Raw genomic sequence first — 20,714 nt, forward strand, 5'->3', positions numbered from 1 at the left:
ATAAGCGGGGAGGAGGTGGCCTTGCCTGCTCCCGGGCATGCTGCTATGCTTTACATAGCATACTTTACCGTTTTTGTCAAGATGTACCCTACTTTCTATACTATCCAAGCCAACCCCGATGCCACCTCTCTGAGCCCCAAAGAGGTCAGTTTGACGGTGCGCATCGCCGAGGCGGTCAGGGCGGCCGGCGGCCGTGTGCTAGTGGTGGGAGGGTATCCGCGTGACTTGGTGCTGCAGGCCGAGTTAGGCCTGACAGTCGAGGCCAAGGACATCGACCTGGAAGTGTATGGGTTGGAGACGGATGCGTTATTGACCCTGCTGCAATCCATCGGCCGCGTCAACACGGTCGGGGTCAGTTTTGGTGTCTTCAAGCTGGGGCCGCTGGATATTGCCTTGCCGCGCAAAGACAGTAAGGCGGGGCGCGGGCACCGGGGCTTCATCGTCGAGGCCGACCCGCAACTCAGCCACAAGGACGCTGCCCGTCGCCGCGATTTCACTATCAATGCCATGGCGCTCGATCCATTGACTGGTGAACTGTTTGATGAGCATGGCGGCGTGGCGGACATCCGTCTGCGCCGGCTACGGGCCGTCGACCCGGTGATGTTCGGCGATGACCCACTACGGGCATTACGCGGCATGCAGTTTGCCGGCCGGTTCGGTTTTGATGTTGAAGAGCGGACTGCAGGGTTGATACGGGATTTGGATCTGCACGATCTATCAAGCGAGCGGATCGGCGAGGAATGGCTCAAATTGTTGCTAAAAAGCGAGCGTCCCAGTATCGGACTGCAGGCGGGCTTGGATTTGGGCATTATTCAGAAGCTGCATCCGGAACTGGCCGCACTCACTGATACTCCGCAGGAGCCGGAGTGGCACCCTGAGGGCAGCGTCTGGAACCACACGCTACTCGCGGTAGATGTCGCGGCGGCCATAATCCGACGTGAGGAGCTGGGGCGCGATCAGGCCCTGACCGTCCTGCTTGGCGCGCTCTGTCATGACATGGGCAAGGCAGTGACGACGGTGCGGGATCCGCAGACCGGCCGTATCCGCTCGCCGGAGCATGCTAAGGCGGGCGTGGAACTGGCGCGGCGGTTTATGAAATCTTTGCACGTTGCCACTGACATTCGCCGCAAGGTGGAGCGCATCATCTTTGATCATATGTTCCTGCCGGAGGCTCGGCGGGCCAAGGACGCGGCCATCCGTCGTCTGTCAAAGCGGCTGCAGCCGGCAACCATCCAGGAGCTTATCTGGGTGACCGAGGCGGATTTCTGTGGGCGGACCTTGCCAGAGCTTGATACGTCGCTCATCACATATTTTCAGCATCGTGCCGAAGTCCTCGCGGTATCTGCGGCGCCACTGCAGCGGCTGGTGCTGGGGCGGGACCTACTTCGGCTTGGCGTGCCACCAGGAAGCCATATGGGCGAGGTGTTGGCGTGGCTTGAGGCGGCGCAGATTAACGGGGCGTTTTCTACGCGGGAGGAGGGGATTGCCTATTATGAGAAGCATGCCACTACGCATACCGATGACAGCCCCGATAGGAGCAGATAGGCTTATTAAATTTTAATTAATATTATTACGCACATGCTTGTGCTCCCGCTACCGATAGGCGGTATACTGTTGTGTAGTGCACAAACTAGCTAAAGCAAAGGACGTCCCGTGTCAAAAGTCTCATCACCATCATTGCCAACGCTCACGCAGCGCCAGAAGTACCTGATTATAGCTGCGGCGGTCATCGTTTTCCTAATGGTCTTCTGCGTCCGCACCGTCGATGCCGGACAGGTCGGCATCATTACCCGGTTTGGCGAGGTCAACCGTACGGCGGCAAGCGGCATCACCCTGAAGCTGCCGTGGCCGATTGAGAGCATCCACAAAATGGATATCCGCGTCCAGAAAGAGCAACAGGTAAGCCGGGCCGCAACCAGCGACCTACAGGACGTTACCGCCATGCTGGCCGTCAACTATGCACTCGACAGCAACACGGCCATCCGGGTGTATAAAGAAATTGGGCCCGAATACAAAGACCGAATTATCATTCCGGCGGTACAGGAAAGCTTCAAGGCGGCCAGTGCCAACTACTCGGCGCAGGAGCTGATTACGAAGCGGTCCGAGGTAAAGGCTAAGGCGTTTGAGGTCATCAAGGCGCGCCTGGCGCAGTATGATATCCGGGTCATCGACCTCAACGTCGTCGACTTCAAGTTCAGTCAGCAGTTCAACCAGGCGCTCGAAGCTACGCAGGTCGCCCGCCAGGAGGCCGAGAAAGCCCGCCAGAACCTCGAGCGCGTCAAGGTAGAGGCGCAGCAGGAAATTGAGAAGGCGCAGGGTTCTGCCGAAGCGCAACGTCTCCAGCAGCAGACCATCACGCCGGAGCTCATTGAGCTGAAAAAAGTGGAAGCCCAGAACAAAGCAATTGATAAGTGGAACGGGCAGATGCCAAGTACGGTCGGGGGTGATGGCACTATCTTCAACATCCCGGTCAAGCAATAATCAGTGCAAACGTTGCTGGCGTAACAATAAAAAAACAGATGTAAATGCTATTTAGCCATAAATACTATTGAAATTAACGCCGCAATACTATAAAACAGTGGAGGCGAGACAGCAGGATCACGATGCTGCGGCGCACTCGAGTTGCGCCCTGACTCGCTCCGCTCCCCATCCAGAAAGAGAGCCTACTCCAGTGAGAAGGCAAGGCGTCCTGTCGGTGCTGCTGGCGGCACTTCTGCTGCTCAGCTTCTCCGGCGCAAACTTGGCGAACGCCAGTCCGCCGGTGCCCCAAGTCGCGATGACGGCTTGTGAGGGCTTCGGCGAACGGGTGGTTGCCGGGCATGGCAGTATCAGCGTGCAGAACGGCAAGTTCTGCAGCACGCTCCACGGCCGAGATACCGCGGTGCACTCCATCGCGGGTACTTTCCAGACGAAGATCCCGGTGATCTCGGATGTCTGTGCGCCGTCGCTGAAGGTCGACATCTACGACAGGCACGGTGCTCTTCTGATGCGCCGGCTCGGCGCTGCCGGGTATGGCTGCGGCCTGACCGCTGCGGCAAGTCTGAACAGCCTGCCAATGATGACCCGCCTGCCGCAGGCCGGCAGTACCATCCAGGTGTCGCTGCTCAGCGGCGGCAAGACCGTGGTCACGACCCGTCATGCCGTGAGCTGACGCTCTGGGTCTCCGCTCCCCGCCAGTCTGTGGCCCGCAGTGCATCGTGCGCTGCGGGCCACAGACCGTACAACTAGACAACGAAGAGGCCCGCCGGGTCTTTTTTGCATTAGGAACGGTTTGTTAGTGACGCGGCGGTATAGTATAAACGTAGGCAACGGGACGGAAGACGATTTCGCTTCTGGAGCGCGGTGATAGCGCTTTGCCCGTAGACCCCTCTAGAAGGGAATGCACGTGAAAAAGGTTGCGTCAGGAATCGTTGTCGTACTAGTGCTGATCTTGGGCCTGAACCTTGGCCAGGCAGCACTGGACCCACCGCTGGCCCATGCCAGCTCGACGGTCTGCGCCACGTACGGCAACAAGATCACCATCCCGGGGACCGACATCAAGGCGCCGAACGGACAGTTCTGCAGCACGGTCGACGGGAACGGCACCTACATCTACTCGGTATGGGGCACTTTCGGGACATTTGTCCCGGTCCTCAACCAGGTCTGCTCGCCGTCGATGAAGATCGAGATTTACGACAAGGATGGCACCTATATCACCAGCCGCCAGGGCCCCACTGGCAGCGGCTGCGGCCGATTGGCCGTTAACACGGTACCGCCGGTACGGGTCTATTGGGACTTCCCGGCAGCCAAGGGCGGATTCGCCCGCGTGATGTTGCAAGGCTACGGCAAGACCGTGGCTACTACCGAGCACCATCTCCAATAGCGCCAACCAGGGGCGGCGCTCCCCGACTGTCCGCGGCCCGCAGCGTGAAGAACACTGCGGGCCGCGGGCCCAACCACTTGAGCCAATCGGCTCTTTTTTGTTTGTCCGGGGTCGTTTCGGCTAGCGGCCGTATGATAAAGTATTAGCATTATGCGACGCTATCGCCAGCTCGGCTTTTCCATCGTTGAACTGCTCATCGTCATGATCGTGCTTGGCGTTCTGGCCTTGATTGTGACGGCAATCGTAAGGGATGCCCAGCAAAGAGCGCTCGTGGCGCGGCGAAATTCCGATCTGACGGTACTGTATAAGGCTATATTGGCTGCGCGCGCCAGTACCGGCAAGACACTGGTCGGTATTACTGGCAGGGGCTGGTCCGAAGGCGGTTGTTCCAACGTGGCGCCCTGGGGCCAGAACCAGTCGAATATCGAGCCCAAGAACCTGCCAAAGTCCCACAACTGCTGGCTGGATTATTACCAGGCACTGAATGACGTCGGCACCGCTGCCGGCACGAGCCTGGTGCAGCTGCGCGACGGTGACATCAATGGAAACCCGTACCTGTTTGACGAGAACGAAGGTGAGCACGCTGCAACTAACTGCCAGCAGGACGAGTTGTTTTACTACAATGGCGACGGCACAGCCAACCGTACTGTCTGGAAAATGATACCTAACTCACTGCCCGAATGCTTATGAGTCGCAGCTGTAACGCTTGCGCTTGTGTGGGGCGGCAAGCATAATAGGAAATAATCATGGCCCGCCTCGCAAGGGGTTTTACCATCGTTGAGCTGCTTATCGTCATTGTCGTCATCGGCATATTGGCGCTGATTGCTATCAATTCAATCTCTACGGCGCAGCGCCGTGCCCGTAATGCCCAAATGATCACGACGGTCAAAGACTATCGCAAGGCACTTATAGGCTACGCCATCGACAACGGTAGTTATCCGATCGGTACCGGCACAGCCTGCTTGGGCGAAAGTTATTCGTTCAGCTGGTGTGGCTGGGGAGTTGCCGAAGATGCCAATTTCAATAACGCAATCCGCCCGTACATGACTGGCGGGACTTTGCCAAAACCGGGCGATAATCCCTTGAACTACAACGGGTGTTGCCGCAAAGGCGCGTTCATCGACAACTTTGCCGGGTACACGGTCAACGGGATTTCCGTGCCTTGGGGAATCAATTACATCATTGAAGGATTTGAATCATGCGGGCTGGGCGATGTCATGATACCTGCTGTCGGCGATAACTGGCCCAACTTTTCGTCCACTCCCGACCCGGCACGAGGCGGCGTCAGTGAAAGAAGCGGTGACGGCAATATGTTCTGCCGGATACGACTGCCGGATCCAACGACACTATAATCTGACGGCACGACAGCACGGACATCTGGCGGCGCCGTATCGGAAGGCGTATACTCTAAGTATAAACAGGAGTTACCCGTGGACGTTTTCATCTGGTTCATCATCGGCATCGTAGTGCTGTTCGTACTGAGCGGCATCAAGATCATCAATCAATACGAGCGGGCAGTCGTGCTGACGCTTGGACGCTTCACAGGTATCCGTGAGCCAGGATTGCGCATCATTATTCCTATCTTTCAGCAGATCATCAAGGTTGATATCCGCTCGACGCCGATTGATGTTGCCAAGCAGGAAGTCATCACGCGCGATAACGTCACCGTCGGTGTCGATGCCGTCGTCTACCTGCGCGTCATCGATTCCGCAAAGGCAGTGCTGGAAACTACCAACTACATGTATGCCACCAGCCAGTTCGCCCAGGCGGCGCTGCGCGACGTGGCCGGTAACGTGGATATGGATGATCTGTTGAGCAAGCGGGACGAAATCAGTACGCAGATCAAAGAGATCGTCGACCGTCAGACCGACCAGTGGGGCATCGATGTCGAGGCGGTGAAGGTGCAGAACATTGAGCTGCCCCAGGACATGAAGCGCGCCATGGCCAAGCAGGCCGAGGCCGAGCGCGAGAAGCGGGCCAACATCATCGGTGCCGACGGCGAAAAGATTGCTGCCCAGACCTTGGCTGACGCCGCCAAAATTCTGGCCACCACGCCTGGTGCTATCAATCTGCGCACCTTGAATACGCTGGAGCGCATCAGCACCGAGCCGAGCCAGAAGACGACCTTCCTGTTCCCAATCGAGCTGATTGACGCCCTGCGCCACAAATAAGCAAGCGGGTAAGCAGAGCACTTTGACTGCCCGGCCGGCACCATACTGTCCGGGCAGTTGAAAACAGAGGCACAATAGCGTATGATGAGTACGTTTTACCAGAACCAGCCTGGCTCTTTAGCTCAGTTGGTAGAGCAGAGGCCTGAAGAGCCTTGTGTCCCCAGTTCGAGTCTGGGAGGAGCCACCAAAGAAAATACCCCATCCTTGGATGGGGTATTTTCTTTGGCTTACCCCTCCCATACTCGAACTGGCAGTTCGCTCGTGAGGCAATCTCCGATTGCCGAACGGTCCACGCGCATAGCGCGCGGACATACTGGGAGGAGCCACCCACATACCAGCTATTATATTATAAACATAGTTATAACTATGATATTTGACAGTATTATAAATAAAAAACTATACTATAGCTTATGAAAGAGCAATTCGTAGGTCGCGAAAAAGAACTGGCATGGCTGGAAACTGGTTATCGCGCTGCCCATAGCGAAGGGCAGCTATTGATTCTCTATGGCAAGAGGCGCGTCGGTAAGACCGAACTGGCAAAGCACTTTATTAGTTCAAAAGACAGTATTTACTTCGTTGCAGAAAAGGGCACACCTCAGGATCAGCTGAAAACTGCCAAAAATACATTTGCTGACGGTTTTAATGATGAGGTAATGCGAAATGCAACTTTTGAGTCATGGCGCGACCTGTTTCGGTATATCGGCCAAAAACTCGATGGCAGAAAAAAACCATTTGTCCTGGTATTTGATGAATTTCCGTATCTGGCTGAATCTGACGGCGCAATGTCTTCATACTTCCAAATAGGCTGGGACGAGTTCCTTAAGGACAAAAAAGTTCTCATGGTTCTCATGGGTTCGAGTATCTCGATGATGTATAAGCACGCCTTGCTGCATAGCGCGCCCCTATACGGTCGCCGAACGGGCCAGTGGATGCTTGAGCCGTTCAATTATGCAGGAGCCAAGTTATTCCACGGTGCTCACAATGCTTTCGTTAATACGTTTTCACTATATGCAATAACGGGTGGCATACCGGCGTATGAACGAGTTTTCAGGGGCAACAAGACTCTTGAGGGCAATCTGCGGCGTTTTGTATTGCCGGAAGGCTCATATCTTTCGGTTGAGCCAGAGCTGCTACTCTCAGAAGAATTTACGAATCCTCGGCCTTACCTGTCAATATTAAAGGCCATTGGACTCGGACGTACCCGTTTCAGCGAAATTGTTAGCGAGACAGGCATTGGCTCCACCGCCCTGCCGGGCTACCTCGGCACACTCCTGGAGTTACGTCTTATTAAAAAAGAAATACCGGTTACTGAGAAAGTGCCCGAAACTAGCAAGACAAGCACCTATTCGCTCAGCGATAGTTTTCTGCGCTTTTACTTTAGTTTCATATACCCTCATTCCAGCCTGATCAAGGGCGGCAGCATCGACGCTCTCTTCAGCAGACATGGCGAGATATTGCAGCAACTGGTAGCGAAAGCGTATGAGGATGCTGCAAAGCAATTTATCGAACATGCTATGCAGGACGAGCTTCTGCCGCATTTTGATAAGCTTGACCGCTGGTGGAATAAAAATTGTGAGATAGATGTCGTTGGCGTGAATGACTCCGAACAGGCAATACTCTTTACTGAGGTCAAATGGACTAATCAAAAGATGCATTCACGCATACTGGATGGGCTAAAGGAAAAGTCTGTTCAAGTGAAGTGGGGGACTGCTGAAAGGAAAGAGTACTACTGCCTGGTCTCTAAGTCTGGATTCACTGACGAATTGATCAAGAAGGCAAAAGCCGAGGGCGTGGTTCTGATTCAGGAGGACAGGGTATTGGCGCAGTAGGCGCACATACTGGGAGGAGCCACCCCATGCTAAACTATCATTAGCAACATCCCATGAAAACAAAATCCTCCTCCCGTAATAGAAAACTCATCCGCCGCCCCTTCCTCCGCGGCTTCTCCCTCGTAGAGCTCATCATCGTCATAATCATCATCGGCATCCTGGCCGGCCTGGCCCTCGCCAGCTTCATCCGCAGCCAGCAGGCCGCGCGTGATTCGCGTCGCCAGACCGATATCAAGGCCGTCGAAAAAGCCATCAAAGCGTATCATGCCGCGAGTATGGCGTCTACCCCTCCACCGGCGGCCTCACCAATGTGCTGACCGATATCAACTGCACTAACGACGGCGTCCACACCGAACAGTGGGTGCCCGGCGTCGTCGGCCCGTTCATTCCCAGCCTGCCGCAAAGCATCGAGCCGCGAGAGCCAGGCTATGGCTGCTACATGTATGCCAGCAACGGCACGCTGTACGTGCTGAGTGCCTGGCGCGCCATCGAATCCGGCCCGCAGAACCAGGTGATGTACCGCGCCTTCGGCTTTAAGGAGCGTGAAAACAGCAACGCTGATGCTTACCACTGTAACGAGAACGCGGCCATGAACTCTTACTGGCAGCGGTTCTACCAGACATCGTACACGCGCTCGAACGTGACCGATTGTAATGAGCTGCGGTAGGGCGTGGCCTTTCGGCTTGTGCCTGCAGCATCCAGCCCGTATGCTAAGAGCAATAGATACTAACCAAGAGAAACATACGTGTCGTCACCTCTAACTTTTGCGCAGCGCTCGCTCCGGTCGGCCTTGCCGGCTATTGCGACTGCCGCGGCGGTGACCATCGCCCTTGGCACCATACTGCTGACACTGGCCGTCACCATGCACGTGGCCTCGGTAGAGATAGAGCAGGCGACGCCGGAAGGCGCGGCCGACACGGTTGATGATGCGACCGCATCGGAAGGCGGTGCGCTGCAGTTCGGCATCGTCGGCGGCTCGCCACCGCCACCCGCGGACGGCGGCACCGATACGCCACCGCCACCCGCACCAGGCGACACTGGCGTCGACAATACTGCCGCAATCATCTTTGAAGACGACTTCAATGGCCCTGCCGGCAGCCTGCCCGACCAATCCAAATGGGGCGATTACAGCACCTGCTCCGAGGGTCCCGTTGCTGCCTGGGGCCTCATCCGCTGCGGTGACGACGAGAAGCTCGATGGCAGCGGCAATCTCGTGCTCCCCGCCGCCGCCGATTACGGCACCGGCCTCCAGACCAAAGGCAAGTTCACCTTTATGTACGGCACCGTCAGCGCCTGGATAAAGATGCCGAAAGAAGTAGGATACTGGCCGGCGTTCTGGCTCGTCAATCCCAAGCCGGGCGTCACGGGTGTCTCCGGCGAAATCGACATCGTCGAAGCCTACACTACCTGGCCGACACTGTTCCATGCCACCACTCACTCCTGGGACAGCGGCCAGGTCTGGTCCTCGCCCGATGAGTTGTGCGGTGGCGACGCCGACCTGAGCCAGGCCTTCCATAAGTACACGGCCAAGATCGAACCGCACAAGATCACCTTCTTCTTTGATGATAAGCAGTGCGGCCAGCCGGTGGTGCCTGCCATGGCGGGCGGCAAGCCGTGGCCGTTCGGCCCCGACAACACAGACCAGCACCACATCATCTTCGACCTCGCCGTCGGCGGCGCGGCGGGGCAGCAGCAGCCGGTGACGGCGCCTGGGCAGATGGTGATTGATCGGGTAGAGGTGCGGGAGAACTGATGAGGCGGCCGCGTAGCGCCAAAGGCTTCACCATCGTCGAGCTGCTGATCGTCATAGTGGTCATCGGCATCCTGGCAATGATTGCGTTCTCAACCTTCAGGGACACCCCAGCCAGGGCGCAAAATGCCAATCGCATCTCCACCGCCAAGGCAGCGGTGCGGCTGATCTATTCATACATGTCAGCTACGGGCAACTACCCAGACACCACCGGTGCCAGCTTTTGCCTGGGCAGGAACTTCCCCACGGGCAAGTGCTGGGGCGAAAATAGCGCCACTCCCACCAACGAAGCTGACAGCCTGGCATTCGTGAACAGCATCGCCGCCGTGGCCGGCAAGGTCAACGACATCACCTACCAGCCGGTCAACATCGGCACCTGGAACGGCATCGGTCCGGTGTATCACTACCGGGCGCACGCGCCATACCGCACCGTCGACGGCCAACCCCGGCCGGCCATGCTGATGTACTGGCTGGAAGGTCTCAACGTCGATTGCGGTATGAGCGGCATCATCCAGCCTGATCCAGCGCCGGCGCCCGGCACCATTGCCAACGATAACGTGGCGGTGTATGTGTACGACACCACTATGCCGCGCAACTCGATGTATGGCGGGCAGGGAACCTATTGCATACTCTCCTTGAATCCGCCCAACTAGCCCCTCCCATGCTTAACGAGTGCCTTGTTCCCGCCGTCCCGCCCCGTGAAAACTTTTACTTTTCACGAAATAACCCCTCAAAAGTGTTGAAAAAACCGCCCCGCCTATGTATACTTACTTCTGTTACGCGGGTTTAGCTCAGTTGTTAGAGCGCTTCCTTGCCATGGAAGAGGCCAGGAGTTAGAGTCTCCTAACCCGCACCAAAAAGGAATTTGAAGACGCTTCGGCGTCTTTTTTCATAGTCGCCAATCTGTAAAGCGGACTGATTTCGGGGGTGTAAACTTTATTTTTCTCATCCAAATAAAAACCCGCTGGAAATACGACCTGTTTACACCGCAATCTGTTCTCCTGGGATATTGCTAGGAAGCGGCCGCCCATGTTGTCTATGAAGCCGCAGGCGAAGCGCATAAAGCGCTCTTTGTCCGTTTCAGATTTGCGCTGCAATACCTCCAAGCTGTCTTCTAAGTCCGCTACCTCTTGCTTCCGCGTGGCTACGCTGCTCAAAATCTCCTGCTTGATAGTGGCATTACTAGGGTCTATGGCGGCAAGCGCCTGGCTACTAATAGCCTCGTTGATAGCCGCAATTTTCTGCCTTATGCGGACAGCTTCTTGAGCTGCTTGGCCTTCCTTTTGCTTCCATACAGTTTCTAGCGCATCTATCAGGTTAGTAACACCTTCATTCGTAAGCGGTCGGCTGAACTGCCGCTCAATCTGCTGATGTAGTTCATGGCGGTGTAAATAACGGCCGCATGTTCGACAGCGGTACTTGTAATAAATGCGGTCTTTGTTCTTGCCGTTGTTATGTGGGAAGCCGACGTAGCGGCCCGCTTTATGACCGCGTGATGCAACGCAGGCTGCGCAATGCGTGATGTTATTCATTGGGAATTCGGGATTGCCATTCTTACGCGGGCCAGCCTGATTTTTGGGTTTATTGTTCATTATCCGCAAAAGCTCCAAGTGCTGCTCCATAGTTATGAGCGGCTTATGCAGGCCGTTTTCGTTGCGCACGTCAATTTGTTTGTGTATCTCAACTATGCCCGCATAGTAGGGGTCAATAAGTATCTTGCGGAATTTGTCCATTTTGTACGGTGAACGGCCCGCGTGGATAACACTTTTATTGAACTCAACCAAAGCCTGGCTCGATGTAAGCAAATGCTCGGCAACCTTTATCAATATTGCCTGCAATACGGGAGCATATTCAGGATGCCACTCATGTATACCTTTCTCATAGCCGCGCTTATAGCCAATTTTGGGATGAAACGGATAGCGCCCCTGCAACAATGCCACAGTGTTGCCAGCAATAGATTTATGCTGGCGTTCTTCGTTACTACCCTCGGCTTTGTAGGCTTCGAGCATGAGTAGCAATGTCTCGGTTGCATTATCGGATTTCAGGTTTGGCTGTGATGCAAATACGACGCGCACACCAAGCTTTTTGAACTCAACAATAAAGTGCGCCAGCTCAAGCATGGAGCGCATGAAGCGGTCTACTTCATCAATGATGACGTATTTTATGCGGGTATCTCGCTTGCAGCGCTCAAGCATTTCTTTGAGGTCGGTTCGGTTTATGTTGCCACCGCGCTTACTTGATACGCTGCCCGACCACCAGCCATCATCAGGGATTGTTACGCCAAGTTCCTGCGCGGCCGCTATAATTGCGTCGCGCTGACGGTTTAGGCTGTTATTCAACAGTTGCTCATTTGATGATACGCGGCAGTTTGCAATTGCAAGTATTTGTTTAGGCATGACAGCCCTTTACGGGCAATAGCAGGGACTTCTGGGACAAGGCTTGCAAATCATAGCCAACAGAAGCCCCCGCTATTACCAATACATTAGTCGTCGTCAGTCTGATTTGCATCGTTTTGTCCGTTTTCTATTTTATCAGTTTCGTGTTCTTGCTCTATAAACATGTCGTAGATAAGCAGCGCCAAATCGCGAGCGTCAGTCTTTCGTTTTTGAGCAATAGTATCAGCCACGTTCCCATAGTAGGTGGCCTTACTCCCTTATTGATTAGGGAGTTGCAGGGGGACTAAGGTGCAAAAGTGTAGCCGATGCCGCGCTTGAGCGGGAAATAGTCTTTGTTGCTGGCGGCCGCTCTGAAAGCCGTGCGGATATCGTACAGACAGCGCCAAAGGTATTTATTGACCAGCGCCTCGTCACCGCTCATGCCCGCTTTTTCCAAGTATGCTTCGGATAGGCAATTGTCCGCAATATTTTCCAAGGTTATGTATTGTCCGTTTACTGCGTTTTCAATTATATAAGCTGCTATTTTGCTTTCCTGGCGCTGTAAGCCTATCTCGCGCCCCTTGTAGGCAATAAGGCCACCAAGATGAACTGTGAACCCGCCGCCCGCATCTAGCACTAGCTTTGGCAATTTTGTTACCGTACCGTTGTTCATATCCGCCAAGCCAATGCCCGCATCCTCTAGGTCGAACTTATGACACTGTTCCATAAACTTATTCGCGTCAATGCCGTATATAAGCACTACCCAGTCAAACTCACGATACGCGGGGTCGGCCTCATCCCATGCTTTACCCCACACGCCTAGCTGCTTATCTACCTCATTGCCGTGTAGTTGCTGCCGCCTAAATTCGTTTTCAATGCGCCTGCCATCAATAACGCCGATGCTTAGAAAATAGCGTAGCGCCGCATCCTCTTATGCAACCTGGCGCAGGTTCCTACTCGCAGTGCCTTTCTGGCTGTCATCCCATTCATACTGATAGCGGACTTCATCCATGCCGTAATAGCCATTGACCAGTATGTGCTTGAGCTTTCGCAACACCAAAGCGTAAACAGAAGCATCAATCTGATTTGCAGTTTTGTCCATGAACTGATTTTATCAATTTTTTGGCGCAGGCGTGTAAACCCGCAAAAACTCGCTATTTATCCCTATTTGAGTGTAACTATTTATTACTATGCGTAAGTGTTACAAGCACTGTTTTTCCGTTGTGTATATTAATGGCTGTATAAATATGTTCTAAATAATTTTTTGAGCGATAAAATTTTTAGCGGTAGATGCGAGGTTGTTGCGGCACCGTCTTATTATTTGCTATATATCGCTTGTAAAGCGCTGTCAGAATGGGGACGTACCCCGCCCGCTTGTAGTTTGCTATGATAGAACACATGACAACCTCTTATAGCGCAGCACCTAACGATAGTCGTTACATACCATTTACGCAGCAAAGCTACTGCTGCGTGCCTACCAGTATTCAAATGATAATGTACCGCAACGGCATCCCGCTCATCCCTGCGGAGGAGCTAGGGCATCATTTAGGCTTGACGGTGCCGCCAGAAGAAAAAGAACTTTTTTACGATGTCCGCACATTGGACACGCCGCCATCTACTGCGGGTTACGGTACGCAGATATTTCGGCAAGAATATGAGCCTAATAAAATCTTTGCAAAGCTAGGCATTCCGCTAACGTTCAGTCTCAAGCTGGCGGCAGAGTTTACCGATGAAGCAAGCCTCCTGAAAGAATTGCAGGAAATCGAAGCGGCCGATGAGGATGCGTTGCTATGTTTCAATCATGGTGTTATGCGCGGCGAGTACCAGCCCAATTCTGGCCATGTGACTGTATTTGATAGGGTTATAGATGGCAAAGTGCGACTGGTGGATGCCAGTTGGAAGCAACCTAAATGGCGGCTCGTTGAGCCTAGTCTACTACTGGATGCAATCAAGCAACATGGTAATAAGAATTCAGGCGGCGTATGGCGCTTCAAGCATGAAAAACATGAGTAAAATGACACTCAAAGATAAACTCAATCCTGCGCATACTGCGTTGATTGTGGTAGATATGCAGAATGATTTTTGCGCACCCACTGGCTTGATGGCGCGCATGGGCAAGAGCGTGTCAGGCATGGATAACGTTGTAGCTGGCATAAAGCGTCTTGCAGAACCCTGCGCAGGTAACGGAATTGAAACATACTATACGCAACAGGTTTATGACAGAACTAAGCTCAATGACCTTCAAAAAGAACAATATGACCTGGATGGCAAGATGGTCACTTGCGATATTAATGGGGAAGGCTGGCATTTCTATGGCTTTGACCCGCCAGCCGACAAGGTGTATCAAAAATATACCTACAACATTTTTTCTAATGACCGCCTAAAACGAGACTTGGAAACGGCTGGCATAAAAACACTTATCATTACAGGCGTGTCTACTCAAATTTGTGTTGAAACAGCTATAAGAAACGGGTTTGATTTAGGCTACAAAATCGTGGTGCCAGCAGATTTGGTTGCTACCACTTCTAGTGACCCTGACACGCAGAAACGAACCCTTACGCTAGTACAGAAAACTTACGGCACGGTCAGCAGCTCGCAGGAAGTTATTGATACTATTTCAAATGCTTGAGATGGAAGCCAAGCGCTTCCGCAAAGCCAGTGAACGCCTCGGCGCTACTGAACATGTAACTTTCTTGTAGGCCGTCGCTCGTTTCGAGCGTCATGCTGCCATATTTGAGTACGGGTATTTGGTAATTATTGCCTTGGAAACGCTTGTCACGGGAGCCGTCTTTATTAGCTTTCTTCCAGGTTTGGCCGATTACCTCGCCGTCGCTCGGTACTTTTTCTTCTTCGTGGTAGGAAGTGAAGGACAGGCTGCCTTTTACTTCTTTGAGGTCGAAAATACCGAAGCGTTGATTGTCTTTGAATAATATTAGGAAGGTCGGGTATATAAATACATCGGGGCCGTTAGCGTTCGGGATAAATATCGGCCGCACATCGCTTTTGATAATCTCGATGTCTTTTGGTGCGTAGGTGACTGCGGTTCGCTTTACGGCTGTGTCAGCAGTAGTACGGACTTTCACGCGGTCGATATTCTCGGCGTAGGTCAAATCCCATATCTTTTGGCTTTGAGCTAGTTCATCGTAAGTATCCAGACAGTTGAGCCAGCTTTTTTCTAGCTGCGATGCGTCGGCAAACTTTATGGTTACGAATGTTTCGGAAAGCCGTTTCTCAAGCCGCCGCACTACTTCCTGCTGGGCGGCGCGTTTTGCGGCAATGCCCTTATAAAAGAAGCCGAATATGAGCGGGTAGCTGCTATAATGAACAAATGAAAGCAAGCCAAGCTTAGACTTGGCGGCGCGTAGTTCTTTTAGTAGATTGGCGCGTTGGTTATAAATGTCAGTTATCTGGCTGCGCAGGTCGGCAAAATTCTTGCTCGTCACCGTAAGCGCTTTGCTAGAACTACGAATTATACCAATAGGATTTGCACTATTCATTGCTGCAATAATAACACCCTCCCGTCCCTAGTGTAATTCCTGGCTGCCACTACTTAGGCTCTGCGATACTAGATACTCTTGATACGGCACGGCTAATATCTGCCGCCAACGCTCCAGTTCGTCTCTGATTTCGTGAAAACATTTTTCTACCTGCTGCACCAAGAAAAATGCCCGGCTTGTCCGGGCGTTTTTCTTGGTCTGAGTCAAAGAGCCTCTAGCTCCTGGCCTCTTCAGATATTAATCGCCAGAAGACTCTAACAATTATTTTATTTTGTATTAAACTTCTCGTTTAGCTTTTTCCGCTGCTGTTCTTTGTACGAGCTTTCTCCACGAACGAACTCATCGGCGAAACCTGCTACATCAGAGCCGGTGATATCAATTACGCGCCTTCCGCTGGCGGCCGCTTCCTCTAGCATGTCAACCAGCGATATCAATGGTGTGACTGACAGCATGCCAGAAGCGTTCCAGAGATAATGCTTAATGTCAGCATAAGCCTTGGCGTACTCCGCAGGTAATGCTTTGGCGCGTTTTTCTGTTTCCCGGTATTCTTTTTTCTCGTTCAAGTCCCCGATGATTTTTTTGATGGTATTACTCATTGCCTTGGCTCCTTAATTCATTGATCTTTGATGACACAAAGTCCCATCGTTCCCAATATGTTGTTAATTCTTCCTGTCCGGCATTGGTGAGACTATAAAACTTTCGCGGAGGTCCCACTTCTGATGGCTTCTTCTCGATACTCACAAGTTCATTTTTTTCTAGTCGGACAAGAATGGTATAAACCGTTCCTTCAACGACATCTTCGAATCCAAGCCTCCTTAGTTGCTGGGTGATTTCGTATCCATATGTAGGCTTTCGGCTTATCACTTCCAGTACTGAGCCTTCGAGTACGCCTTTGAGCATTTCTGTAATATTATTCAATCTGCATCCTTTACTAGTATGTAATACTTACTACCACTATATAGTAACACAGAGTAGGCTAAGTTGTCAGCCATATTTTTTGATGCAGCAGAATAATGCAAGCCAGACATTTGTCACCAGGTGCTAAAATCATACATACGCAGCAACAGTAAAATGAGGAATATGCATATGGCAAAGTACGTTGATGGATTCGTCCTGGTGGTCCCCAAAGGCAAAGAAGCCGAATACGAAGCAATGGCCAAACAAGGCCGCGATTCCTGGATGAAGCACGGCGCACTGCAGTACTTCGAGTGCCGGGGCGATGATCTCAAGCAACAAGAGATGGGCGGCGTAAAATCACGCGCCTTCACGGAGATGGCCGGCGCATCGGCCGATGATAATGTCTGGTTTTCCTTCATCGTCTTCAATTCCAAGGAGCACCGTGACGAGGTGAACAAGAAAGTCATGGCAGAGATGGACGAAGCCTATGCGGAGCAAACCGATTTCGTCATGCCAAACGACATGACGAAGATGGCCTACGGCGGGTTTGAGGCAGTAGTCGAGGGGTAATCTTGTGCAGAAATATACGACCGTCGAAGAGTTCCTAAGCGACCTGGATGCCGGGAAACGCCAACAAGTCGAAGCGCTAAGAGACCTCATACTCAAGACCGAGCCGACGCTTGTAGAACACATCAAATGGAACGCGCCAAGCTATGTTTTGGACGGCGAGGATAGAATCACCTTCAATCTCATGAACAAGCAGGGAGTGGTGAAGCTCGTGTTGCACATGGGCGCGACCCGCAAGGAAGACAAGAAGGGCGCTCCGATTATGCAGGATGAGAGCGGACTCATTGCATGGAGTTCTGACATCAGGGGGATGATCACCTTCAATACCATGGACGACATTAATGCCCATTCGGCCCCGCTGCAAAAGATAATCAGTAACTGGCTGGCAATCCCGTCAGCAGAACAGTAGACAACTGCTAAAGCAATAGCTGCACATAAAGGAGTAAGCCCAATGCCCACCATCAACCCATACATCAACTTCAACGGCAACGCCAAAGAAGCCTTCACCTTTTACAAATCTGTCTTTGGCGGCGAGTTTACCAGTCTCGTACGCTTCAAAGACCTGCAGAACCCCGAGTTTCCCGTGCCTGAGAGCGACGCCGATAAGATCATGCGCATCGTCCTGCCGGTCGGCGGCAACACCCTCATCGCCAATGATGTCCCCGAGGTCCTGGGGCGTGTCAACGAGAACGAAAACAGGTCAAAGATAGCAGTCAGCGCGGAGAGCCGCGAAGAAGCCGAAAGGATATTCACCGGACTCTCGGCCGGCGGCACCGTCGAGATGCCACTGGATGAAAGTCCGTGGGGCACACAGTTTGCGATGTTCAGGGATAAGTATGGCATTGAGTGGACGGTAGAGTTTGACGCAGACGGAAAGCAGGCATGAACAAAGCCCTCGCCGCCCTCGAGCCCCTCATCGGCTGCAGCGACCCGCAAGATAAATGCCAAAGTGCGTTGTGTGAGCCACATCACACGCGGCCTCTGCTTTTTCTGATATGGTAGTTGCAGGTAATAGCACATAATTACTTTGCCGCCAGCACCCGGCACGGTAAAAGAAAGCAGACGCACCCACATGGCCAAAGAAGTCTATCCCGCAACCCTCACTATCGATTACCCCAAGAGGCTCGATCGTCTCACCAGCTTCTTCCGCATCATTACGGTTATTCCAATCGCCATTGTGCTTATGGTACTGATTGGCGCGTACGGCGACAGCCATGTCAACGAAGCCGGCCAGCGCGTCGCTGCAAATACGGGCGGTATTACCGTGGGACTGGCTGCAGCCACGGCATTGATGATCATTTTCCGGCAGCGGTATCCCCGCTGGTGGTTCGATTTCGCGCTGGAGCTCAACCGCTTCACGACGAGGGTCAGCGCCTATCTGCTTCTGTTGACGGATACATACCCATCCACCACCGACGAACAGTCCGTCCATATGGACCTGCGCTACCCGGATGCCGAGCGCGACCTCAACCGCTGGCTGCCGCTGGTGAAGTGGTTTTTGGCGATACCGCATTACTTCGTGCTGCTTGTGCTAAGCATCGCCGCCTTCCTGGCGGTCATCATTGCCTGGTTCGCCATACTGTTCACGGGGCACTATCCCAAGTCTCTGTTCGACTTCGTGGTCGGCGTGATGCGCTGGGATTGGCGGGTGACGGCGTATGCGTTTTTGCTGGCGACGGATGAGTATCCGCCGTTTAGTCTTAAGTAAATTAAGCCTGCTGCGCCAGTAACTTTTAGAATCAGCGTATATAAGCGTTGCAATTTGCGATTATCTATGCAATAATGCCAAATTATCATTAACACAACGAAAGGGCGCACCACAATGTTAGTAATCCCAACACGCATCACCGACCGATCCTCACGCCCTTTTGGTGTGTCTCTCGTCTGACCAGCCGCTTCTTGGCGCGGGCACGCTGGTCATCATAACTTCCAGCGTCAATGTATCTTCCATCAATTTCTGCAACATAAGGTTCTCTCATGAGTAAACATTCTACCGCGCCCTGGTATGCGTCGCCAGCCCTCAAAGCATTCTTGACGTTCATCCGGCCATGGCGCTTCAACATCTTCATCAACGCGATCCTGTTTGTGATTGCTAACGCCTTGCTGGCAGTCGTGCCGGTCGTCATCGGCATCCTGACTGACGTTTTGGCTGCGCAACCCATCGAGCAGGGGCGGGCCTGGCTGCTAGCCTGGGTGCTTGTCGCGCTTAGTACCGGCCACAACCTCTTTTGGCGCGGCAGTGAGCTGGTCTTCCGGGCCTGGGTGCTGCCTATCTCCTTCAAGTACGAATCATTCCTGTTTGCGCGTATCATCAACCGGCCGTATCCGTACTTCATCGATAAGTTCACGGGTAAGATATCGTCCAACCTGACCACTATCTCGCAGGAGTACCGCACGCTTCTGGACAACGTGTTGTTCAACTACATCTCGTCCGTCATCAACATCGTGGCCATGGTGCTGATTGCTACCAGCGTCAACTGGCAGACCGGGCTGATCGTGGTTACCACGCTTATTGCCATGTGTCTGGCCGGCCGGCCGCTGCTTGGCAAGGAGATGTTCTACCACAAGATTGAGACCGACCGCGAAGCCACCAAGAACGGCCACATCATCGATTCCATTGCCAACTTCGTCAGCGTCAAATCCTTCAACAAGGAGGGCAAGGAAACCAAAACGGTCGAGCGTCAGCAGGGCACGACGCTCGCCGTCGCCCAAAAGGGCTTCTTATGGTCTGTTTTCTTCTGGGGCAGTATGTCGGTGTTCGTGCGCGACCTGATGTGGCCGGCGATCATCCTGTTCAACCTGTGGATGTTCCTTGGTGGGCAGATCAGCCTCGGGCAGTTCACTACCATCATCTCGGCCGCAGTCGTCTTTACCACGACGATCTGGGAGGTGGTCTGGAACATCGCCAGCTTCGGCCGGCAATTCGCCAAGATAGACGAGGCGCACCGGTATCTGTTCGGTACAGAAAGCGTCATCAACGACGCGGGCGAGGCCAAAGCGCCGGTCACCCCAATGTTCAAACATGAACTGGCCATCAATGACTTGACCTTCGCCTATCCTGATAAGTCCGACACGGCCGTCCTGAGCGACGTCTCACTGACCATCAGAAAGGGCGAGAAAATCGGCGTCGTCGGCCGCTCTGGCAGTGGCAAGAGTACGCTAACCAAGCTGCTGCTCGACTACTACGAAGTGCCGCTCGGAACCTTTACTTTTGACGGCACGCCGGTAGCCAGCCGCGCCCTGGCCGACCACATCTCGTTCGTGCCGCAGGATACTGCCCTGTTCCACCGCTCAATCGCCGAGAACATCGCCTATGCCGCAGACGAGGACACGCCGCATGAGAAGGTGGTGGCCGCCGCCCGCAAGGCCGAAGCCGACGAATTCATCGTCAAGCTGCCGCAGCAGTACGACACGCTGGTGGGTGAGCGTGGCGTCAAGCTCTCTGGCGGGCAGCGCCAGCGCATCGCCATCGCCCGGGCCATGCTCAACGACGCACCGATATTGGTACTGGACGAAGCGACCAGCGCCCTGGACAGCGAAAGCGAACTTCTCGTCCAAAAAGCTCTTGAAAACCTCTGGCAGGACAAGACGGTCATCGCCATCGCGCACCGTCTCTCCACCCTCAAACACATGGACCGCATCATTGTCATGGACGGTGGGCGGATCATCGAGGATGGCACGCACCAGCAGCTGATTGCGCGCGGCGGCACGTATGCCAAGCTGTGGGCGCATCAGTCGGGTGGGTTTATCGAAGAATAAGGCGCGT

General features: G+C 53.5%; 26 protein-coding genes and 2 tRNA genes. 21 read left to right on the top strand and 7 right to left on the bottom strand.

Annotation, left to right across the window (positions count from 1 at the left end; all coding sequences use genetic code 11):
• Positions 1-45: 45 nt before the first annotated feature.
• The 14 genes from JNJ66_02155 to JNJ66_02220 all read left to right on the top strand — a co-directional run bounded on the left by JNJ66_02155 (position 46) and on the right by JNJ66_02220 (position 10,468).
• The gene (locus JNJ66_02155) at positions 46-1,545 is read left to right on the top strand and encodes an HDIG domain-containing protein (protein MBL8159237.1); all 1,500 of its coding nucleotides are present in this window, start codon (positions 46-48) and stop codon (positions 1,543-1,545) included.
• A gap of 108 nt (positions 1,546-1,653) precedes the next feature.
• On the top strand, positions 1,654-2,481 hold the full coding sequence (locus JNJ66_02160; protein MBL8159238.1) for a prohibitin family protein: 828 nt from the start codon (positions 1,654-1,656) through the stop codon (positions 2,479-2,481).
• A 190-nt stretch (positions 2,482-2,671) separates the two neighbouring features.
• Positions 2,672-3,151, top strand: a complete 480-nt coding sequence (locus JNJ66_02165) for a hypothetical protein (GenBank protein ID MBL8159239.1) — start codon at positions 2,672-2,674, stop codon at positions 3,149-3,151.
• 234 nt (positions 3,152-3,385) lie between these two features.
• Positions 3,386-3,862 (top strand): hypothetical protein, encoded by a 477-nt coding sequence (locus JNJ66_02170; protein MBL8159240.1) that lies wholly within the window; start codon positions 3,386-3,388, stop codon positions 3,860-3,862.
• Positions 3,863-4,012: 150 nt separating this feature from the next.
• Entirely contained in the window at positions 4,013-4,552 is a 540-nt protein-coding gene (locus JNJ66_02175; protein MBL8159241.1) for a type II secretion system protein, read from the top strand.
• Between the two features lie 56 nt (positions 4,553-4,608).
• A complete protein-coding gene (locus tag JNJ66_02180; protein MBL8159242.1) occupies positions 4,609-5,214 on the top strand; it encodes a prepilin-type N-terminal cleavage/methylation domain-containing protein in 606 nt (201 codons plus the stop codon).
• A 78-nt stretch (positions 5,215-5,292) separates the two neighbouring features.
• Positions 5,293-6,033, top strand: a complete 741-nt coding sequence (locus tag JNJ66_02185) for a slipin family protein (GenBank protein MBL8159243.1) — start codon at positions 5,293-5,295, stop codon at positions 6,031-6,033.
• A gap of 111 nt (positions 6,034-6,144) precedes the next feature.
• Positions 6,145-6,220, top strand: a tRNA-Phe gene (locus tag JNJ66_02190).
• Between the two features lie 223 nt (positions 6,221-6,443).
• Positions 6,444-7,862, top strand: a complete 1,419-nt coding sequence (locus tag JNJ66_02195; GenBank protein ID MBL8159244.1) for an ATP-binding protein — start codon at positions 6,444-6,446, stop codon at positions 7,860-7,862.
• A 53-nt stretch (positions 7,863-7,915) separates the two neighbouring features.
• Positions 7,916-8,179: a prepilin-type N-terminal cleavage/methylation domain-containing protein gene (locus JNJ66_02200; protein ID MBL8159245.1), complete on the top strand. Its 264-nt coding sequence runs from the start codon at positions 7,916-7,918 to the stop codon at positions 8,177-8,179.
• Positions 8,173-8,529: a hypothetical protein gene (locus JNJ66_02205; GenBank protein MBL8159246.1), complete on the top strand. Its 357-nt coding sequence runs from the start codon at positions 8,173-8,175 to the stop codon at positions 8,527-8,529. Before JNJ66_02200 ends, JNJ66_02205 begins: the two co-directional genes overlap by 7 nt.
• Before the next feature lie 78 nt (positions 8,530-8,607).
• Positions 8,608-9,615, top strand: coding sequence for a glycoside hydrolase family 16 protein (locus JNJ66_02210; GenBank protein ID MBL8159247.1), 1,008 nt, complete (start codon positions 8,608-8,610; stop codon positions 9,613-9,615).
• A complete protein-coding gene (locus JNJ66_02215; protein ID MBL8159248.1) occupies positions 9,615-10,265 on the top strand; it encodes a type II secretion system protein in 651 nt (216 codons plus the stop codon). The genes JNJ66_02210 and JNJ66_02215 overlap by 1 nt, the downstream gene beginning before the upstream one ends.
• Positions 10,266-10,392: 127 nt before the next feature.
• Positions 10,393-10,468, top strand: a tRNA-Gly gene (locus JNJ66_02220).
• On the opposite strand, the gene JNJ66_02225 is transcribed toward JNJ66_02220, so the two are convergent.
• The 4 genes from JNJ66_02225 to JNJ66_02240 form a co-directional block, all read right to left on the bottom strand.
• Positions 10,446-12,008, bottom strand: a complete 1,563-nt coding sequence (locus JNJ66_02225; protein MBL8159249.1) for a recombinase family protein — start codon at positions 12,006-12,008, stop codon at positions 10,446-10,448. The two genes, JNJ66_02220 and JNJ66_02225, sit on opposite strands and share 23 nt — an antisense overlap.
• An 86-nt stretch (positions 12,009-12,094) precedes the next feature.
• Positions 12,095-12,238 (bottom strand): hypothetical protein, encoded by a 144-nt coding sequence (locus JNJ66_02230; protein MBL8159250.1) that lies wholly within the window; start codon positions 12,236-12,238, stop codon positions 12,095-12,097.
• 53 nt (positions 12,239-12,291) lie between these two features.
• Entirely contained in the window at positions 12,292-12,804 is a 513-nt protein-coding gene (locus JNJ66_02235) for a hypothetical protein (protein ID MBL8159251.1), read from the bottom strand.
• A gap of 114 nt (positions 12,805-12,918) precedes the next feature.
• Entirely contained in the window at positions 12,919-13,089 is a 171-nt protein-coding gene (locus tag JNJ66_02240) for a hypothetical protein (protein MBL8159252.1), read from the bottom strand.
• A gap of 296 nt (positions 13,090-13,385) precedes the next feature.
• Here JNJ66_02240 and JNJ66_02245 point away from each other — a divergent pair, with 296 nt between their 5' ends.
• Both JNJ66_02245 and JNJ66_02250 read left to right on the top strand, forming a co-directional pair.
• Complete coding sequence (locus JNJ66_02245) at positions 13,386-14,000, top strand: hypothetical protein (protein MBL8159253.1); 615 nt, start codon at positions 13,386-13,388, stop codon at positions 13,998-14,000.
• The gene (locus JNJ66_02250) at positions 13,984-14,616 is read left to right on the top strand and encodes a cysteine hydrolase (protein ID MBL8159254.1); all 633 of its coding nucleotides are present in this window, start codon (positions 13,984-13,986) and stop codon (positions 14,614-14,616) included. The genes JNJ66_02245 and JNJ66_02250 overlap by 17 nt, the downstream gene beginning before the upstream one ends.
• On the opposite strand, the gene JNJ66_02255 is transcribed toward JNJ66_02250, so the two are convergent.
• From JNJ66_02255 to JNJ66_02265, 3 genes are all read right to left on the bottom strand, one after another.
• Positions 14,600-15,430, bottom strand: a complete 831-nt coding sequence (locus JNJ66_02255; GenBank protein ID MBL8159255.1) for a hypothetical protein — start codon at positions 15,428-15,430, stop codon at positions 14,600-14,602. The two genes, JNJ66_02250 and JNJ66_02255, sit on opposite strands and share 17 nt — an antisense overlap.
• Positions 15,431-15,750: 320 nt before the next feature.
• Positions 15,751-16,080: a DUF1048 domain-containing protein gene (locus JNJ66_02260; GenBank protein ID MBL8159256.1), complete on the bottom strand. Its 330-nt coding sequence runs from the start codon at positions 16,078-16,080 to the stop codon at positions 15,751-15,753.
• Positions 16,073-16,402, bottom strand: a complete 330-nt coding sequence (locus tag JNJ66_02265; protein ID MBL8159257.1) for a helix-turn-helix transcriptional regulator — start codon at positions 16,400-16,402, stop codon at positions 16,073-16,075. Before JNJ66_02265 ends, JNJ66_02260 begins: the two co-directional genes overlap by 8 nt.
• Positions 16,403-16,570: 168 nt before the next feature.
• Between JNJ66_02265 and JNJ66_02270 the strand changes: the two genes are divergently transcribed.
• From JNJ66_02270 to JNJ66_02290, 5 genes are all read left to right on the top strand, one after another.
• Positions 16,571-16,951 carry a DUF1428 domain-containing protein gene (locus JNJ66_02270; GenBank protein ID MBL8159258.1) on the top strand — a complete coding sequence of 127 codons (381 nt, stop codon included), beginning with the start codon at positions 16,571-16,573 and terminating at the stop codon, positions 16,949-16,951.
• Between the two features lie 4 nt (positions 16,952-16,955).
• A complete protein-coding gene (locus JNJ66_02275; protein MBL8159259.1) occupies positions 16,956-17,357 on the top strand; it encodes a DUF1801 domain-containing protein in 402 nt (133 codons plus the stop codon).
• Positions 17,358-17,399: 42 nt separating this feature from the next.
• A complete protein-coding gene (locus JNJ66_02280) occupies positions 17,400-17,834 on the top strand; it encodes a VOC family protein (protein ID MBL8159260.1) in 435 nt (144 codons plus the stop codon).
• A 186-nt stretch (positions 17,835-18,020) separates the two neighbouring features.
• Entirely contained in the window at positions 18,021-18,656 is a 636-nt protein-coding gene (locus tag JNJ66_02285; protein ID MBL8159261.1) for a DUF4389 domain-containing protein, read from the top strand.
• A gap of 269 nt (positions 18,657-18,925) precedes the next feature.
• A complete protein-coding gene (locus JNJ66_02290) occupies positions 18,926-20,707 on the top strand; it encodes an ABC transporter ATP-binding protein (protein ID MBL8159262.1) in 1,782 nt (593 codons plus the stop codon).
• Positions 20,708-20,714: the final 7 nt, after the last annotated feature.

This window comes from Candidatus Saccharibacteria bacterium, assembly GCA_016789455.1.
Taxonomy (GTDB): domain Bacteria; phylum Patescibacteriota; class Saccharimonadia; order Saccharimonadales; family Saccharimonadaceae; genus CAIJKY01.

What these genes read in the sequence shown, in the direction of transcription:
- JNJ66_02155 (MBL8159237.1), top strand. Translation starts at nt 46, where the DNA reads ATGCTTTACATAGCATACTTTACCGTTTTTGTCAAGATGTACCCTACT.
- JNJ66_02175 (MBL8159241.1), top strand. Translation starts at nt 4,013, where the DNA reads ATGCGACGCTATCGCCAGCTCGGCTTTTCCATCGTTGAACTGCTCATC.
- JNJ66_02180 (MBL8159242.1), top strand. Translation starts at nt 4,609, where the DNA reads ATGGCCCGCCTCGCAAGGGGTTTTACCATCGTTGAGCTGCTTATCGTC.
- JNJ66_02195 (MBL8159244.1), top strand. Translation starts at nt 6,444, where the DNA reads ATGAAAGAGCAATTCGTAGGTCGCGAAAAAGAACTGGCATGGCTGGAA.
- JNJ66_02200 (MBL8159245.1), top strand. Translation starts at nt 7,916, where the DNA reads ATGAAAACAAAATCCTCCTCCCGTAATAGAAAACTCATCCGCCGCCCC.
- JNJ66_02215 (MBL8159248.1), top strand. Translation starts at nt 9,615, where the DNA reads ATGAGGCGGCCGCGTAGCGCCAAAGGCTTCACCATCGTCGAGCTGCTG.
- JNJ66_02225 (MBL8159249.1), bottom strand. Translation starts at nt 12,008, where the DNA reads ATGCCTAAACAAATACTTGCAATTGCAAACTGCCGCGTATCATCAAAT.
- JNJ66_02240 (MBL8159252.1), bottom strand. Translation starts at nt 13,089, where the DNA reads ATGGACAAAACTGCAAATCAGATTGATGCTTCTGTTTACGCTTTGGTG.
- JNJ66_02245 (MBL8159253.1), top strand. Translation starts at nt 13,386, where the DNA reads ATGACAACCTCTTATAGCGCAGCACCTAACGATAGTCGTTACATACCA.
- JNJ66_02250 (MBL8159254.1), top strand. Translation starts at nt 13,984, where the DNA reads ATGAAAAACATGAGTAAAATGACACTCAAAGATAAACTCAATCCTGCG.
- JNJ66_02260 (MBL8159256.1), bottom strand. Translation starts at nt 16,080, where the DNA reads ATGAGTAATACCATCAAAAAAATCATCGGGGACTTGAACGAGAAAAAA.
- JNJ66_02270 (MBL8159258.1), top strand. Translation starts at nt 16,571, where the DNA reads ATGGCAAAGTACGTTGATGGATTCGTCCTGGTGGTCCCCAAAGGCAAA.
- JNJ66_02280 (MBL8159260.1), top strand. Translation starts at nt 17,400, where the DNA reads ATGCCCACCATCAACCCATACATCAACTTCAACGGCAACGCCAAAGAA.
- JNJ66_02285 (MBL8159261.1), top strand. Translation starts at nt 18,021, where the DNA reads ATGGCCAAAGAAGTCTATCCCGCAACCCTCACTATCGATTACCCCAAG.
- JNJ66_02290 (MBL8159262.1), top strand. Translation starts at nt 18,926, where the DNA reads ATGAGTAAACATTCTACCGCGCCCTGGTATGCGTCGCCAGCCCTCAAA.